The sequence below is a fragment of the Lacimonas salitolerans genome (assembly GCF_042677865.1).
GTDB lineage: Bacteria > Pseudomonadota > Alphaproteobacteria > Rhodobacterales > Rhodobacteraceae > Lutimaribacter > Lutimaribacter salitolerans.
On record NZ_JBHUDD010000027.1, the window covers coordinates 61,644 to 74,936 of the forward strand.

19 protein-coding genes and 1 tRNA gene are annotated in these 13,293 nt (G+C 63.6%); 6 read left to right on the forward strand and 14 right to left on the reverse strand.

The genetic code is table 11. The features are described from left to right. Positions 1 to 55: 55 nt before the first annotated feature. Together ACFTOW_RS02660 and ACFTOW_RS02665 are read right to left on the reverse strand one after the other, a co-directional pair. Positions 56 to 1,531, reverse strand: a complete 1,476-nt coding sequence (locus tag ACFTOW_RS02660) for a coiled-coil domain-containing protein (RefSeq protein WP_379912791.1) — start codon at positions 1,529 to 1,531, stop codon at positions 56 to 58. A 121-nt stretch (positions 1,532 to 1,652) separates the two neighbouring features. After that, positions 1,653 to 2,294: a hypothetical protein gene (locus tag ACFTOW_RS02665; protein WP_379912792.1), complete on the reverse strand. Its 642-nt coding sequence runs from the start codon at positions 2,292 to 2,294 to the stop codon at positions 1,653 to 1,655. 392 nt (positions 2,295 to 2,686) lie between these two features. On the opposite strand from ACFTOW_RS02665, the gene ACFTOW_RS02670 reads away from it, so the two are divergent. Continuing rightward, positions 2,687 to 3,697: a hypothetical protein gene (locus ACFTOW_RS02670; protein ID WP_379912794.1), complete on the forward strand. Its 1,011-nt coding sequence runs from the start codon at positions 2,687 to 2,689 to the stop codon at positions 3,695 to 3,697. Between the two features lie 161 nt (positions 3,698 to 3,858). Here the strand turns inward: ACFTOW_RS02670 and ACFTOW_RS02675 are convergent, their stop codons facing one another. Then, on the reverse strand, positions 3,859 to 4,128 hold the full coding sequence (locus ACFTOW_RS02675) for a DksA/TraR family C4-type zinc finger protein (protein ID WP_379912796.1): 270 nt from the start codon (positions 4,126 to 4,128) through the stop codon (positions 3,859 to 3,861). 98 nt (positions 4,129 to 4,226) lie between these two features. Between ACFTOW_RS02675 and ACFTOW_RS02680 the strand changes: the two genes are divergently transcribed. Beyond that, positions 4,227 to 5,402, forward strand: coding sequence for a dipeptidase (locus ACFTOW_RS02680; RefSeq protein ID WP_379912798.1), 1,176 nt, complete (start codon positions 4,227 to 4,229; stop codon positions 5,400 to 5,402). A gap of 3 nt (positions 5,403 to 5,405) precedes the next feature. Here ACFTOW_RS02680 and ACFTOW_RS02685 read toward each other — a convergent pair whose 3' ends face one another. From ACFTOW_RS02685 to ACFTOW_RS02700, 4 genes are all read right to left on the reverse strand, one after another. Then, complete coding sequence (locus ACFTOW_RS02685) at positions 5,406 to 5,852, reverse strand: baeRF12 domain-containing protein (protein ID WP_379912800.1); 447 nt, start codon at positions 5,850 to 5,852, stop codon at positions 5,406 to 5,408. Between the two features lie 70 nt (positions 5,853 to 5,922). Continuing rightward, the gene (locus ACFTOW_RS02690; RefSeq protein WP_379912802.1) at positions 5,923 to 6,852 is read right to left on the reverse strand and encodes a capsular polysaccharide export protein, LipB/KpsS family; all 930 of its coding nucleotides are present in this window, start codon (positions 6,850 to 6,852) and stop codon (positions 5,923 to 5,925) included. 86 nt (positions 6,853 to 6,938) lie between these two features. Beyond that, on the reverse strand, positions 6,939 to 7,835 hold the full coding sequence (gene rpoH / locus ACFTOW_RS02695) for an RNA polymerase sigma factor RpoH (protein WP_379912804.1): 897 nt from the start codon (positions 7,833 to 7,835) through the stop codon (positions 6,939 to 6,941). Positions 7,836 to 7,992: 157 nt separating this feature from the next. Next, entirely contained in the window at positions 7,993 to 9,018 is a 1,026-nt protein-coding gene (locus ACFTOW_RS02700; protein ID WP_379912806.1) for an RluA family pseudouridine synthase, read from the reverse strand. On the opposite strand from ACFTOW_RS02700, the gene ACFTOW_RS02705 reads away from it, so the two are divergent. After that, complete coding sequence (locus tag ACFTOW_RS02705; protein WP_379912808.1) at positions 9,017 to 9,319, forward strand: DUF6476 family protein; 303 nt, start codon at positions 9,017 to 9,019, stop codon at positions 9,317 to 9,319. The genes ACFTOW_RS02700 and ACFTOW_RS02705 overlap by 2 nt on opposite strands. On the opposite strand, the gene ACFTOW_RS02710 is transcribed toward ACFTOW_RS02705, so the two are convergent. Further along, positions 9,320 to 9,396: transfer RNA gene (locus tag ACFTOW_RS02710), tRNA-His, on the reverse strand. Positions 9,397 to 9,453: 57 nt separating this feature from the next. Beyond that, positions 9,454 to 9,945 carry a GNAT family N-acetyltransferase gene (locus ACFTOW_RS02715; RefSeq protein WP_379912810.1) on the reverse strand — a complete coding sequence of 164 codons (492 nt, stop codon included), beginning with the start codon at positions 9,943 to 9,945 and terminating at the stop codon, positions 9,454 to 9,456. Between the two features lie 76 nt (positions 9,946 to 10,021). Between ACFTOW_RS02715 and ACFTOW_RS02720 the strand changes: the two genes are divergently transcribed. Then, positions 10,022 to 10,216: a DUF6324 family protein gene (locus tag ACFTOW_RS02720; RefSeq protein ID WP_379912812.1), complete on the forward strand. Its 195-nt coding sequence runs from the start codon at positions 10,022 to 10,024 to the stop codon at positions 10,214 to 10,216. On the opposite strand, the gene ACFTOW_RS02725 is transcribed toward ACFTOW_RS02720, so the two are convergent. The 5 genes from ACFTOW_RS02725 to ACFTOW_RS02745 form a co-directional block, all read right to left on the reverse strand. Continuing rightward, positions 10,200 to 10,643, reverse strand: a complete 444-nt coding sequence (locus tag ACFTOW_RS02725) for an MmcB family DNA repair protein (RefSeq protein WP_379912814.1) — start codon at positions 10,641 to 10,643, stop codon at positions 10,200 to 10,202. The genes ACFTOW_RS02720 and ACFTOW_RS02725 overlap by 17 nt on opposite strands. Before the next feature lie 251 nt (positions 10,644 to 10,894). Then, positions 10,895 to 11,221: a hypothetical protein gene (locus ACFTOW_RS02730; protein ID WP_379912816.1), complete on the reverse strand. Its 327-nt coding sequence runs from the start codon at positions 11,219 to 11,221 to the stop codon at positions 10,895 to 10,897. A 107-nt stretch (positions 11,222 to 11,328) separates the two neighbouring features. Further along, positions 11,329 to 11,454, reverse strand: coding sequence for a hypothetical protein (locus ACFTOW_RS02735; RefSeq protein WP_379912818.1), 126 nt, complete (start codon positions 11,452 to 11,454; stop codon positions 11,329 to 11,331). Positions 11,455 to 11,492: 38 nt separating this feature from the next. Next, positions 11,493 to 11,627 carry a hypothetical protein gene (locus tag ACFTOW_RS02740; protein WP_379912820.1) on the reverse strand — a complete coding sequence of 45 codons (135 nt, stop codon included), beginning with the start codon at positions 11,625 to 11,627 and terminating at the stop codon, positions 11,493 to 11,495. Positions 11,628 to 11,668: 41 nt separating this feature from the next. Continuing rightward, the gene (locus ACFTOW_RS02745; protein WP_379912822.1) at positions 11,669 to 11,818 is read right to left on the reverse strand and encodes a hypothetical protein; all 150 of its coding nucleotides are present in this window, start codon (positions 11,816 to 11,818) and stop codon (positions 11,669 to 11,671) included. Positions 11,819 to 11,982: 164 nt separating this feature from the next. On the opposite strand from ACFTOW_RS02745, the gene ACFTOW_RS02750 reads away from it, so the two are divergent. Together ACFTOW_RS02750 and ACFTOW_RS02755 are read left to right on the forward strand one after the other, a co-directional pair. After that, positions 11,983 to 12,525 carry a sigma-70 family RNA polymerase sigma factor gene (locus ACFTOW_RS02750; protein ID WP_379912824.1) on the forward strand — a complete coding sequence of 181 codons (543 nt, stop codon included), beginning with the start codon at positions 11,983 to 11,985 and terminating at the stop codon, positions 12,523 to 12,525. Then, a complete protein-coding gene (locus ACFTOW_RS02755) occupies positions 12,522 to 13,217 on the forward strand; it encodes an anti-sigma factor (RefSeq protein WP_379912826.1) in 696 nt (231 codons plus the stop codon). The genes ACFTOW_RS02750 and ACFTOW_RS02755 overlap by 4 nt, the downstream gene beginning before the upstream one ends. Positions 13,218 to 13,293 lie beyond the last annotated feature (76 nt).

Genomic DNA, 13,293 nt, shown 5'->3' on the forward strand with positions numbered 1-13,293 from the left:
GGCGGCGCGCTAAATGGTCTTGTGGCGGGAATTTCTTCAGCCGATTCAAAGTATCTTAGTTTGCATCCCGGTTGTTTTCCGCTTCATCGTCCGAGGATTCGGCTTCGTCGCTGGACTCTTCATCGGCCTCACTGCCTGTATCCGACTCGGTCGTCTCGGCTTGCGTGCCTTCGTCCTGGGTGCCTTCGCTGGTTGCACCTTCGGAGTCCGTGCCTTCGGTCGTTGCCTCTTCGGTCTCCACACCTTCGGATTCGGTGCCGTCAGTGTCTGTCCCTTCGGTTTCCGACCCTTGGGATTCAGTGCCATCACCGTTGTCACCCGAAGATTGCGCGCCCTCGGCGTCAGAGCCGTCGGTTTCAGTGCTTTCCGAGTCGGCACCATCATTGCCTGACCCTTCGGCGTCGGAGCCTTCCGAGTCCGCGCCCTCAGATCGCGTCCCGTCGTCTGCGGTGCCTTGGGCGTTTTCCTCTTCGCCTTCCGTGCTTTCGCCTTCTGTCGCATCGGAAGACGCGCCGTCGGTATCCTCGCGCCCTTCGCCCGAGCCTTCGCTGTCACCTTCTGCCGCAGCCTGATCGGATTGCGATGTCGACGAGGCATCAGACGTATCGGCCCCGGCTTCACCTTCCTGCGCCGACTCCGCATCGGGCTGCTCGGGCGTGTCCGATGCCATCGTGCCGGCGATACGGTTTTCCAGATCCGACAACTCCTCGGCCCGGCGGGCGATGGAATCGGTCAAGGTGACAAGCGCGCCCTGCACTTCCGTGCGCTGCGTCTCGGTCGCGGCGATGTCCTCTTTCAGTCCCGCCAGACGGGTCTCGGCTTGTGCCGCGTCCTCTTCCATCTGGGCGATGTTCTGCTCCAGCGTCTCGCTTTCGCTGCGCGATTGTTCAAGCGCCTCGGTAACTTCGGCCAGTTCCGCGCGGGCTTCTTCAACCTCTGCCTTGCTGCTGGAGGCCTCTTCCGTCAGGCGCGCGGTTTCTTCGGTCAGTTGTGACAGGGTTTCCTGAAGCTCGGCTTCCTGGTTACGCGCCTGCTCGACCCGTTCGCCGACCTGTGACAGCTCAGCTTCCTGATCGGCGGTGGCCTGCTCCAGCTCGTCGCGACGCTGCTCGAACGTCGAGAGCTCTTCGCGCAGCGGCGCCAGCTCTTCTTCCAGCGTTGCCTTGTTCTGCTCGGCGGTCTCGATCTGCGATTGCAACTCGGATTCCTGCGCGCGCAGCTCTTCGACGCGTTCAAGCAGCGTCTCGGCGTCGCCCTGGGCACCATCGCGCTGCTCGGTCAGCTCCTGCAGTTCGGGCGTCAGCGCCTCGATCTGGGCATTCAGGTCTGCCAGGGTGCCCGATGCTTCGCGCTGCTCATCGAATTCCTGTTGCACCTCGTTGCGTTCTGCCAAGGTGCGGTTCAGTTCACCGTCCAGACGATTTTGCTCTGTGTAGAAAAAGACAGCAGCCATCAGACCCACAACCGCGACGGCAATCGCGATAATGGTCAGTCTGCTCGTGCCGCCAGACGCGGTTTGCTTCTCAGCCATCGTTCATCCCCTATCAGCTGTGACCGGCGCGGTCTGGACGACGGTCGTTACACGTTCATGAACGCACGACCGCCGCAGTTCGTTCCCGCAGGCGCGCAATTTTCTTGATCCGAAGCGCCGATCAGTTCAACGGCGGCAGGTCCAGCGCGGCTCGGATGGCGTCGATTGCCGCCCCGACCATCTCGGGGTTGGCGCTGGCACCCTCGACAAGTGCGCGCAAAGTCGAGCGCTGTTCTTCGCTGATCTGGTCGCTGTCTTCGATCAATGCCAGCGTCTCGTCGCGATCAAATCCTTCGGGCGTCAGCAGCTCCTCGGGGTCGGTCGCGCCCGTGGTATCTGCACTCTCAACTGCCGGGTCCGTCGCCGTATCGGGCGTGTCTGCCGAACCAGCAGACTCGCCATCCTCGACGATTCGGGCTGTGGACGTTGTCTCATCGGTATCCATGATGACCGGCTCGGACGTCTCGGAGTCCACGACGGTCGTGTCTTCGGTGATTTCATCGCCGATCACCGTCCGGTCGTCTCCAACCGCTTCGGCTTCGCCGTCCTGGGTGGCGGCGTCATCACCGGCAGGCTCTGCTTCGCCTTCCTGGGCTGGCTGGTCGGTTTGTCCGGCTGTCGCGGCCTCTGCTTCTTCGCTTGCGCGCGCGGCCTCAAGCGCCGCTTCTTCCTCGCGGATGCGGTTTTCTTCGTCCCTCGCTTCCTGAGCGGCCTGTTCCGTGCGTTCCTCTTGCAATCGGACCTGCTCGGACTGATTGTTCATCCAGAGGACTCCCCCAATGACAACAATGACGGCAACGACGATTGCGATGATGATTCCTGGGCGCATGGGCTGACCTACTTTCGACTTTGGTCGCAGCAGCATTGGCCGCCTTTTGACCGGTTCACGGGTCGCGTCGCGGCATGCCACGAGGCGTATTCCTGAAATAACCCTCGATCCTGAGTTTCGTTCCGACCTGACGCCCCAGACACCGCCGGGCCGTGATTTTCTGAGGCGCATCCGGTGGCCTGGGTCTGCGCGCAAGGGATTGGTCAACGGAACTTTCTTCCGCTCAGAAACAGCGCCCAGCCACCAGGCCGTGCCGAAAAACCGGAACGGACGCAGGCGGGTCCTGTTGTCAAGGGTAGTCGCAACCATCCAGTAGGAGAACAACCATGCTTCGAAACACCACGCGGGTCGCGCTTCTGAGTTCAGTCGCAGCACTTGCCTTCACGACAGCTCAGGCCCAGACCAACGAGCAAGCACAGGCCGAAACCGATGCCCAGGCCTGCGTCTCCCTTGCCGAGCGCCTGGCGGACGACACCGACGTCGATGCAGAAGTCCGCACCGAGGTCGAAGATGTCATTGCCACGGGCGATGTCACGCAATGCGAGGTCGTTTTCACCGCCTGGGAGGAAGAGGGCACGATCAACCGCGAAACCCTTGAACTTGTCGGCACGGATACGGTCACCGAGCGCATGATCGTTCAGCAGGAGATCGAGGTGGATGCCGACGTCGCGGTCTATCAGCCACCAGCCGAGGTCGGCGTAGACACCGGCACGCCCGAGGTCATGTGGACCCTGCCGCGCCAGAGCGTCACCGTGGAAGAGCAGGCACCGCAGATCCTGATCCGTCAGGGCCGGCCCTCGATCAATGTCCAGCTTCCGCAACCCCGGGTGACAGTCATGATCCCCGAACCTGAAATCATCATCACCTGGCCCGAGTCGACACTCGACATGTCGCAGCTCGAACCACGGATCGAGGTGCGTATTCCCGAGCCGACGGTGACCGTAAACATGCCCGACCCGATCATCGAACTGACGATCGGCGGCGAGGGACCGACCGATCTGGTGGAACTCGAAGATGGCAGGTTCGCGCCGCAGGGAGCCTCCGAGGCAGACCTTGAACCACGGATTTCCATTCAAAATCGCGACGCGATGATCAGTCCCGGCCAAGAGGCCGAGCAGCCCGAAATCGTGTTCAACCGTGGCGAACCCAGGGTAACCTATGAGGGCGGAGACCCCGAGGTCACGGTCGAGGTGGTCGGCGAACCCGAAATCCGCGTTTCGGGTGGGCAACAGGATGGCGAGGCGAACGTCACGATCCGTCGCGACGAGGCCCAAGGCGAAACGGACGGTGAAACCGAAGCCGACCGTGCGCAGGACCCTGACACGGCCAATGACTGACCATCGCTTTCGGGTAACCGACCGGACCATCTGTCCGGCGCGGGACCCCCTTCTGCATGATCACACCCTCGCCAGACGGCGGGGGTGTATTCGTTTGTCTAGCCTTCAAACTGAAAGGCAGCACGCCCGCAGCCCAAACCTGCCTCGGGTGTGCAGGCCAGTCACTTCAACTGACTGTCCTTCGATCCGCGTCGGTTGATCCCGCCCCGCGCCGCGCTGCGCCCGTCCCGCTCGGCGGCGCAATCAACGCACAGCTTGACGCCCGGCAGCGCCTCGCGCCGCGCCTGCGCGATCTCTTCGCCACATTCGGCACATTCGGTCAGGCTGTCGCCCACGGGTTGCGGGCGGGCCTTCATGCGTTTCAACTCATCCTCGATCGAGGCTTCGATCTGTTCGCTTACCGCGCCATCGCGCGACCATCCGCCTGCCATCGCACACCCTCCTGGTTCGCCAGCGCCCGACCTTGCGTCAGGCTTGGCGTGCTTGTGATTCTCGCGCAGCATGCCGGATAAGATCAAGGGGGGCACCGATGCGCATCATATTCAGGGGGCTGTTGGCCCTGACCGTTCTGGCCCTTTTTGCGCTGGCGGCTTTCTTCATCTTCGCCCCCGCCTATGTCGAGTCGCAGCGCAATGCGGTGATTCCGCATGATCCTTACCCGGTGTCGGCCGAGGCCCGCGCCCTGCACGACAGCCTGACCGTGGGCGACTGGCATGCCGATCCGCTGCTGTGGAAACGCGATCTGGCCGAACGCGACACGCGCGGGCAGGTCGACATCCCCCGCCTGATCGAAGGCGGCGTGGCGGTGCAGGTCTTTACCGCGGTCACCAAATCCCCCGCCGGGCAGAATTACGAGGAAAACAGCGCGGATACCGCCGACAACATCACCTTTCTGGCGATCGGGCAGTTGTGGCCGATGCGCACATGGACGAGCATCTACCAGCGCGCCCTGTATCAGGCCGAGAAACTGCACCGGTTCGAGGCGCGGCTTGACGGGCAGTTGAAGGTCATCAGGTCACTGGCCGATCTGGACGCCGTGCTGGAAGCCCGCGCAAGCGGTCAGGACGTTGTCGGCGGTATTCTGGGGGTCGAGGGCCTGCACGCGATCGAGGGCGATCTGGCCAAGCTGGACGGCCTGTATGACGCGGGCCACCGGCTGTTCGGGCTGCACCATTTCTTTGACAACGAACTGGGCAGTTCGCTGCACGGCACCGGCGACAGGGGCCTGACCGAGTTTGGCCGGCAGGTGGTGACCGAGCTTACCAGCCGCCCGGTGATCATCGACGTGGCCCATTCCAGCCCGCAGGTGGTGCAGCAGGTGCTGGCGATGACCGATGTGCCCATCGTGCTGTCGCACACCGGGCTGCATTCGCAATGCGAAGTCACCCGCAACCTGCCCGACGAGTTGATGCGCCAGATTGCGGCCAGCGGCGGGGTGATCGGCATGGGCTACTGGGCCGATGTGGTCTGCGGGCCGATCACCCCCAACGGCATCGCCGACATGATCGCGGCGGCGATTGACGCGGTGGGGGTCGATCACGTCTCGCTGGGGTCGGATTTCGACGGGTCGGTCGAAACCGCCTTTGACACATCGGAACTGCCCGCGCTGACCCATGCCCTGCTGGAACAAGGTCTGACCGAGGATCAGATCGCAAAGGTGATGGGCGGCAACATGGTGCGGGTGCTGCGCGCCCGGCTGGAGTGACCGTCAGACCGCCAGCACATCGGCCAGATGCGTGTCGAGGTCTTTCAGCGGCAGCTTGGCCAGATCCTTGTCCAGGTCCGCGTGCAGCGCTTTTTTCAGTGCATCCGGCATCTCGTCGCGCAGCGCGCCCAGCATCTTGGGCGATGCTGAAATCACCAGACGGTCATAGCCGTGTCGCGCAAACATATCGGCGGCCTCTTCCATGACGTGGCTGGCGAAATCCTCGCGCTTTTGCCGCCGGACCGAGGTGGGGCGTTCGAACCCGTGCCCGCCATCCCCCGGCGAAGCCTGCTGACGGCCCGGCGCATCGGTGTAGCTGGCGCGCACCTCGCCCAGATCATCGACGGTGTAGTCGGCAATCTCGGCCAAACCCTTGCCGACACCGGCGTTTTCGATCAGGCGCATGCGCTTTTCGCTGGCCAGCAGGATCATCGTGCGGACTGGTTTCATACCGTCATCTCCTTTTGTCTGCTTCACATGAGAAGGTGGCCATTCGCTGCCCCGGCTTCAATGCGAGGGGTCAGATATCGTACCCGGTGGCACGAATACGCCGGAGCACCTGATCCGGCATCGCATCCGACCCGGCGTTGATGCACATCCGCCCGAAGTACCAGTAGACATACTTGGCATACTGGCGCGCGGGGGGCGGCGCGCGCAGCGCCATTTCCAACGCATCCGCATCGCGCGCCACGGTGGCGACGTGGTGAAAATCGCTCTGCCCGCACAGGATAACGGGTTTGCGATGCAGATAGGCCTCGACGCCGACGGCCGAGTTGATCGTCACCACCCGGTCGCTGGCGGCGAGGATGTCGTGGATGTTGCCCATGCTGATATGCAGCCGTGGATGCGTGGCGCGCATTCCCACCAGCCGCTCCAGCACATCGCTGTCCATCTCGCGCGGATGCGGCTTCACGATCACTTGGCCGGTGGTGGCGGCCAGCACGGTGTCCAGCATGGTCCAGCGATCCATGTGGCATGTCTCGCCCACGATGCGGTGGGTTTCGGATTGTAAGAACACCGCCGCCTGCGCCTGCGGCAGCGCCTCGGCATCCTGAGGTTGGTCATAGCGCGAGGTGCGGGTGCTCACCAGCCGGGTGCGCAGCCGGTGAAAGAATGCGCGCGCCTTGTCGCCGTCGATCCGCGCGGGGCGAAAGGCCATGTCGGCGATGGACGAAAACGCGCGGATGCCCTGCGGATCAAGGTTCCAGAACGGGTAGATATAGGCGATCCCGGCGTTCAGCGCGCGGGGATGGCGCACCTGCCCGTGATTGACGATGTGAAAGGCGTCATCGGCATCCAGACTGGCGGGCAGCGCGTCGCGGTCTATCGCCACCGCACGCCAGACGATGCCGCGCTGATCCAGCCCGGCCATCAGTTTCTGATAGAACGGCAGCATGGCGGCGCGGTCGGTCACCCAGTCGCGCGGCACGTGAAATACGATCTGACCCATCGCCGCCATATCACCGCGCCCACGCAGCAAAGACAAGGCCCCGCGCAGGGGATGCACGGGGCCGGATTTCGAGCGGCTTGTGTAGATCAGGCTGCGGGCAACATGCCCTTTTCGACCGCCAGTTCGCGCATGCGCTGTTGCAGCTTTTCGAACGCCCGCACCTCGATCTGGCGGATGCGCTCGCGGCTGACGTCGTATTGCGTGCTCAGATCCTCCAGCGTCACGGTCTCGTCCGACAGGCGGCGCTGGGTCAGGATATCGCGCTCACGCTCGTTCAGCACATCCATCGCCTGCGCCAGCAACTCGCGCCGCGCCACAAGCTCGTCGCGCTCGGCATACTCGCCGGCCTGATCTGCGCTTTCGTCCTCCAGCCAGTCCTGCCACTGCATCGTGCCTTCGCCCTCGGACCCGACAGTGGCGTTCAGCGAGGCATCGCCGCCGGACATGCGGCGGTTCATGCTGATCACCTCGTCCTCGGTCACGCCCAGATCATGTGCGATCTGCTTGACGTTCTCGGGGCGCATGTCGCCGTCTTCCAGCGCGCCGATGCGGGCCTTGGCCTTGCGCAGGTTGAAGAACAGCTTTTTCTGTGCCGATGTCGTGCCCAGTTTCACAAGGCTCCAGGACCGCAGGATGTATTCCTGAATGCTGGCACGGATCCACCACATGGCATAGGTCGCAAGGCGAAAGCCCTTTTCCGGGTCGAACCGCTTGACCGCCTGCATCAGGCCCACGTTGGCCTCGGAAATCACCTCGGCGGTGGGCAGGCCATAGCCACGATAGCCCATGGCGATCTTGGCCGCCAGACGCAGGTGGCTGGTGACCATCTTGTGCGCGGCCTCGGTGTCTTCCTGCTCGACCCAGCGCTTGGCCAGCATGTATTCCTCTTCGGGCTCCAGCAGGGGAAACTTGCGTATTTCCTGCATGTAGCGGTTCAGCCCGCCTTCCGGCGTCGGTGCCGGGAGATTTCCATAATTGCTCATGTTCCCTGTCCCTTCCTTAATGTTTAAGGGTTTAACATCCACATGGGATGTCATGGCCCCGCTTTCAAGGGTCTGTTTCCACTATACGGAACATGGGAGGCGCTCCGTCGTTTTTCGCGGGATATGTCAGCCCGATCACTCTCTTGTGCAACGCGGGTCAGCCCCGCAAGGTTTCCAATAAACCGGCAAAATCCTGCGGCAAGGGCGCGTCAAAGCGCAACGGCTCTCCGCTGACGGGGTGGACAAAGCCCAGGGTCGCCGCATGCAGCGCCTGCCGGGGGAAAACGCGCACCGCCGCGACCGCCGCTGCCGGCAGTGCCTTTTGCGAGACCTTGCGCCGCCCGCCATAGACCGGATCACCGATCAGCCCGTGGCCCACATGCGCCATATGCACCCGGATCTGATGCGTGCGCCCGGTTTCCAGCCGACACTCCACCAGCGCCGCCACGCCGGGCGTGCCGAAACTTTCCAGCACGCGCGCCCGGGTCACCGCATGCCGCCCGCCCTGAAACAGCACGGCCTGTTTTTGCCGGTCGGTCTTGTGTCGGGCCAGCTGGGTGGTGATCTTGAGCACGGCGCCGGGTTCGAAACTGACACCGCGCACGCCATTCAGGCGCGGATCGCCCGGATCGGGCACGCCGTTGCACAGCGCAAGATAGGCGCGCTCGGCCGTGTGTTTCTCGAACTGCGCGGCCAGCCCGTGATGCGCCCGGTCGGATTTCGCCACCACCAGCAAGCCGCTGGTATCCTTGTCGATCCGGTGCACGATGCCCGGGCGCTTGGACCCGCCCACGCCCGACAGGGTGCCACCAAAATGATGCAGCAGCGCGTTGACCAGCGTACCACCGGGGCTGCCGGGGGCGGGATGCACGACCATGCCCGCCGGCTTGTCGATCACGATCAGGTCATCATCCTCGAACACCACGGACAGGGCGATATCCTCGGCCCCGATATGGCTTTCGGCGGCTTGCTGCACGGTGATCTCGACCACATCGCCCTCGGCCACGCGGGCCTTGGGGTCGGTCACGGGCGCGCCGTTCACCTGCACCGACCCGTCCGCGATCAGCCGCGCCAGGCGTGTGCGCGACAGCGCCGCATCCTCTGGCACATCGCGCGCCAGCGCCTTATCAAGGCGGGGCGGCGGCGCGGTGCCGATGCAGACGGATACAAGGGTGCTTTGCATGGATGACCTGCCCCAGCCGGAGGAACCGGCCAACCTGAAATTCCTGCGCCGTCTGGTGACAACCCTGACAGCGGTGATGATCGTCGGGGTCATAGTGATCATTGCCCTGCTTGTCACGGCCCTGCGCGACACCGGCCCCGCCCTGCCCGATCAGATCACTCTGCCCGGCGGCGCAACCGCCACCGCCTTTACCCAAGGTGCGGGCTGGTATGCCATCGTGACGGCGGATGACCGCATCCTGATCTACAACCGCACCACGGGGGCGATGATGCAGGAAATAACGGTTGATGCGGGTGACTGATGGTACCGCCTCCCCGGCTTGAACGGGGGACCTCTGGATCCACAATCCAGCGCTCTAACCAACTGAGCTAAGGCGGCACTGACGGGCGATCTACCCGCAAGGGTGAATGAATGCAAGGGCGTTGCCGCGATTTTTCACCGCGTCTGCAAATCAATCTCCCACGCCTGTTCCACCAGATCGACACCGAAACTGTGCACCGGGCGCGATGCCGTGCAGGACCAGCCGTTGCGCGCATACAGCGCGCAGGCGGCGCGGTGGCTTTCGTGGGTCCAAAGCTGCATGCGCGCATATCCCCGCCCCCGCGCCCAATCCGTGCAGGTCGCCAGCAGGTGCCGCCCCAGACCGGTGCCACGCGCCTGCGGCACCAGCAGGAACAGCCGCAGCTTGGCTGTGGTGTCGTCCTGACGGACGCAGAATATGCTGCCCAGACGTTCACCCCCGCGCCACGCGATCCAGGCCCGTTCGCAGGCCGGATCGTGGCTGCGGATGAATTCGGCCAGCACCTCGGCCACCAGCGCCTCGAACGTGGCATCGAACCCTTCGTCGCGGGCATACAGAACGCCATGCTGCTGGATCAGCCAGCCCGCATCGCCGATTTCCAGATCGCGCAGTTCGATATCATCCATGCCCCATCTGACTGCGCCCGCGCTTGCCAAGCAAGGGGGAAAGGGATAATCGCCCTTCAGACCAAGGAGACGACAGATGGGCATCAACAGCGAACGCGACGTGACAGCCAACCTGCAAATCGGTCCGACCGATCAGGGCATGGTGCGCCTGTACATCGAGGCCGATGGCGTCGAGGTCCCGATGGATTTCGAGCCCGAAGAGGCCGAGGAAATCGCCGAGGAAATCCGCGCCGCCGCCCGGGCCGCGCGCGGCGTCAAACCGAAAAAATGAACTCGGGGTCGCGCAGCGCCTGAAGCCGCCTTGCGGCGTGGGTTGCGAATTTCTGCACCATCGCCTTGCGCCGTGCCGGGGCCAGCCGGGATTCATGCCCGCTGCGGATCAGTTCGGCCCCCCAGGCATCGGCCAGGATCAGCCCGGTTTCATCGGGCAGCAATTCGGTCGGAAAATCGGCGTCGACGGCCCAGAAAAACCTGTCGGACCACTCCAGATAGCCCTGCCACTTGCTATCGGACATGAAATCGGCACGGCTGGATTTACACTCGATCACCCATAACTCGCCCTTGGGACCCAGCGCCATGACGTCCACGCGCAGGCCACGGCAGGGCACGAATTCCTCGATCGAGACAAAGCCAAGCTCGGTCAGATGGCGGCATACGCCACGCGCAAGCATCTGTCCGGGTTGGGTGCGCAGGGTCATGCGTCAAATATGAACAAACACGGAACAAAGACAAGCCCTTGTCGGAGCCTCCATGTCGGCTTATGTGCTGTGGTGGCGGGTGCTGCTCTTCTCGTTACACGGTTGCATTCCGGTGGCCTTAAGCATCTCCGAGGGAGTTGGCTCTGTCCGGGCCCTGGTCCGGTTACCTGACGCCCACCTGTACACACAGGTCCTCGGGAATGAGATAACCAAACGGTCGCTGCGGGCCCGCCACACTACCCCACAGCAGTTCAGCGGCGACGCGGCGCCTTGGCCGGGGCTGACACCGGGACAGGGCGGCTCATGTCGACGCGGACCACCGGCGCGCGGTTGCCGCCGCGCGGTTCGTCATCGTCATCATCCTTCATGCGCATCACGGCGATGGCAAACTGCACGCCTGCAAAGACGATGCCATTGGCGAACCAAAGGATGATCACCGCCAGCAACCCCTTGTCCGAATGGGTCACAAGGTGCCACAGGTTGGCGATGTTGAAATACAGCAGCATGCCCACAAAGGCCGCCGCGATGGCAAAACCGATGGCGACATTCACGATGTAGAGACGGATCAGCTTGGGCATTGGATCGCTCCTTTTGAATATGACAAAGATACTCTGCCCCGGTATCGCTTCAACCCCGTTGACCGCGCAGACGCCGGTATCGGCCTTATTTGGCCTATCCTGCGCGCTTATGCAGCAGGCGCGCGGCGCAGATACATGGGCCGCGCATCGGGACGCAGGGCATGATGCGGCTTGCCGTCGCGCGCACGCAGGGCTTTGAGACGGTTCTGGCGGGCCTTGATCAGCAGGGTCATGTCAGAGATTCCTTCAACGGTTGGTCAGAGCGTGTGGATCAAGCCGCACGGCGGCTGCGGAAATCGACCGGCGCAGGGCGCTGCGACAGATCGGCAAAGAGGTTGGTGTGCTGCGCCTGCAGCTTTTGCAGGGCGATGAGGCGGTTCTGGCGGGCTTTGATCAACAGGGTCATGTCAGGTCTCCGAGCGAGAATGGTTTGATGGGTGAAAACAGTCACAGACCGTTAAAGCCACGGGCGGCATAGCCCAGCTCGTAGCGGAACAGCGTTGCGATCTCTGTCCGCGTCACCTTGGGCGGAACAGGTTCGGCGCTGACGTCTTTTGCCAAATCCAGTCCCAGGCGGGTTTTCAATGTCTGCATCATCGTTGTCTTCCTTTTCCGTGTCGCCCCCGACATCAACAAGGACGGACCCATCGAGAAATAAGTTTCACGAAAAAGACGCTTTTCGACCCAGAAAAGGTTAACATCTTGTTATTTATGGTAAAATTAAGTCGAAAAAAATGAAATCATGAGGAAGGAGCCACGGTTTGGCTGATCCTGCACTGATCGAGCAGCTGTTGTCGCGCGTCTCACTGGGCGACCGGCGCGCCTATGCACAGCTTTATGATGTGGCGGCCCCGAAACTGTTTGGCGTCTGCGTGCGTGTGTTGAAGGACCACGCCACAGCCGAAGACGCGCTGCAAGAGGCATGGATGAAGATCTGGCGCTATGCCGACCGCTATGCCGGTGGGGGAAGTTCCGCGATGGGCTGGATGGTCTCGATCGCGCGCAACACCGCCATCGACAAGCTGCGGGCGGCACGCGTCACCGACGACGTGGATGAGGTGGCCGAGCGGCTGCCCTCCTCGGACCCGACGCCCGAGCAGGCGGTTCTGGCCAGTGCGCAACTGGGCGAGATCACCGCCTGTCTGGCCACGCTGGACGACCCGCGCGACAAGGCCGTGCGCGGGGCCTATCTCGAGGGGCTCAGCTATTCCGAGCTGGCCCGGAAATTCGACGTGCCGCTGAACACGGTGCGCACCTGGCTGCGTCGCAGCCTGCTGAGTCTGAGGGAGTGTATGGGTCAATGACAGACGCCGTGATGGAAAACCGCGAATACAGCCTGCGCGCGGGCGAATACGTGCTGCGTCTGCTTTCCGCCCGCGAAGAACGCGATTTCGAGGATCAGTTGACCGGCAACCCCGGCCTGATGGCCGAGGTCGCGCGCTGGAACCGGCGTTTCGCCGGTCTGGACGCCGAGTTTCAACCCGTGCCCCCGCCAAGCGCGGTCAAGGCCGAGCTGATGGCCCGCCTGTTCGGTGAAGAGACGCCGCGCACCCTGCCCTTCTGGCAGCGGCTGGGCCTGTGGCAGGGGGTATCGCTTGCCTCGCTTGCCGTCGCAGGCGTGTTCGCCTGGCAGGTGATGCAGACGCAGCCCGGCCCGGTTGGCCCGGCCCCTGTCTATGTCTCCGAAGTGGTGGCCGAGGATTCCAGCCTGCGGGTTCTGGCGGTGTTTGACGGGGCCACCGATCAACTGCGCATCACCCGCACGGCGGGCGGCCCCGATACCGGACGGGTGCACGAATTGTGGGCCATCGCGGGCGACAACGCGCCGGTGTCGCTTGGCGTGATGCCCGACGACGGGCGCGGGGCGATCACCCTGCCGCAGGGCGTGTCCCCGCAGGGGCTGGTGCTGGCCATCTCGGACGAGCCACCGGGCGGCTCGCCCACGGGTCAACCCACCGGCGCGGTTCTGGCCGTGGGGCAGGTCTTGGACCTGTGACGGCTTGGGGGATGGTGACATGACAGGGTCATCATCCCCGGCTACTCTTGCGACATCCTGACGCAAGGAGAGTGCC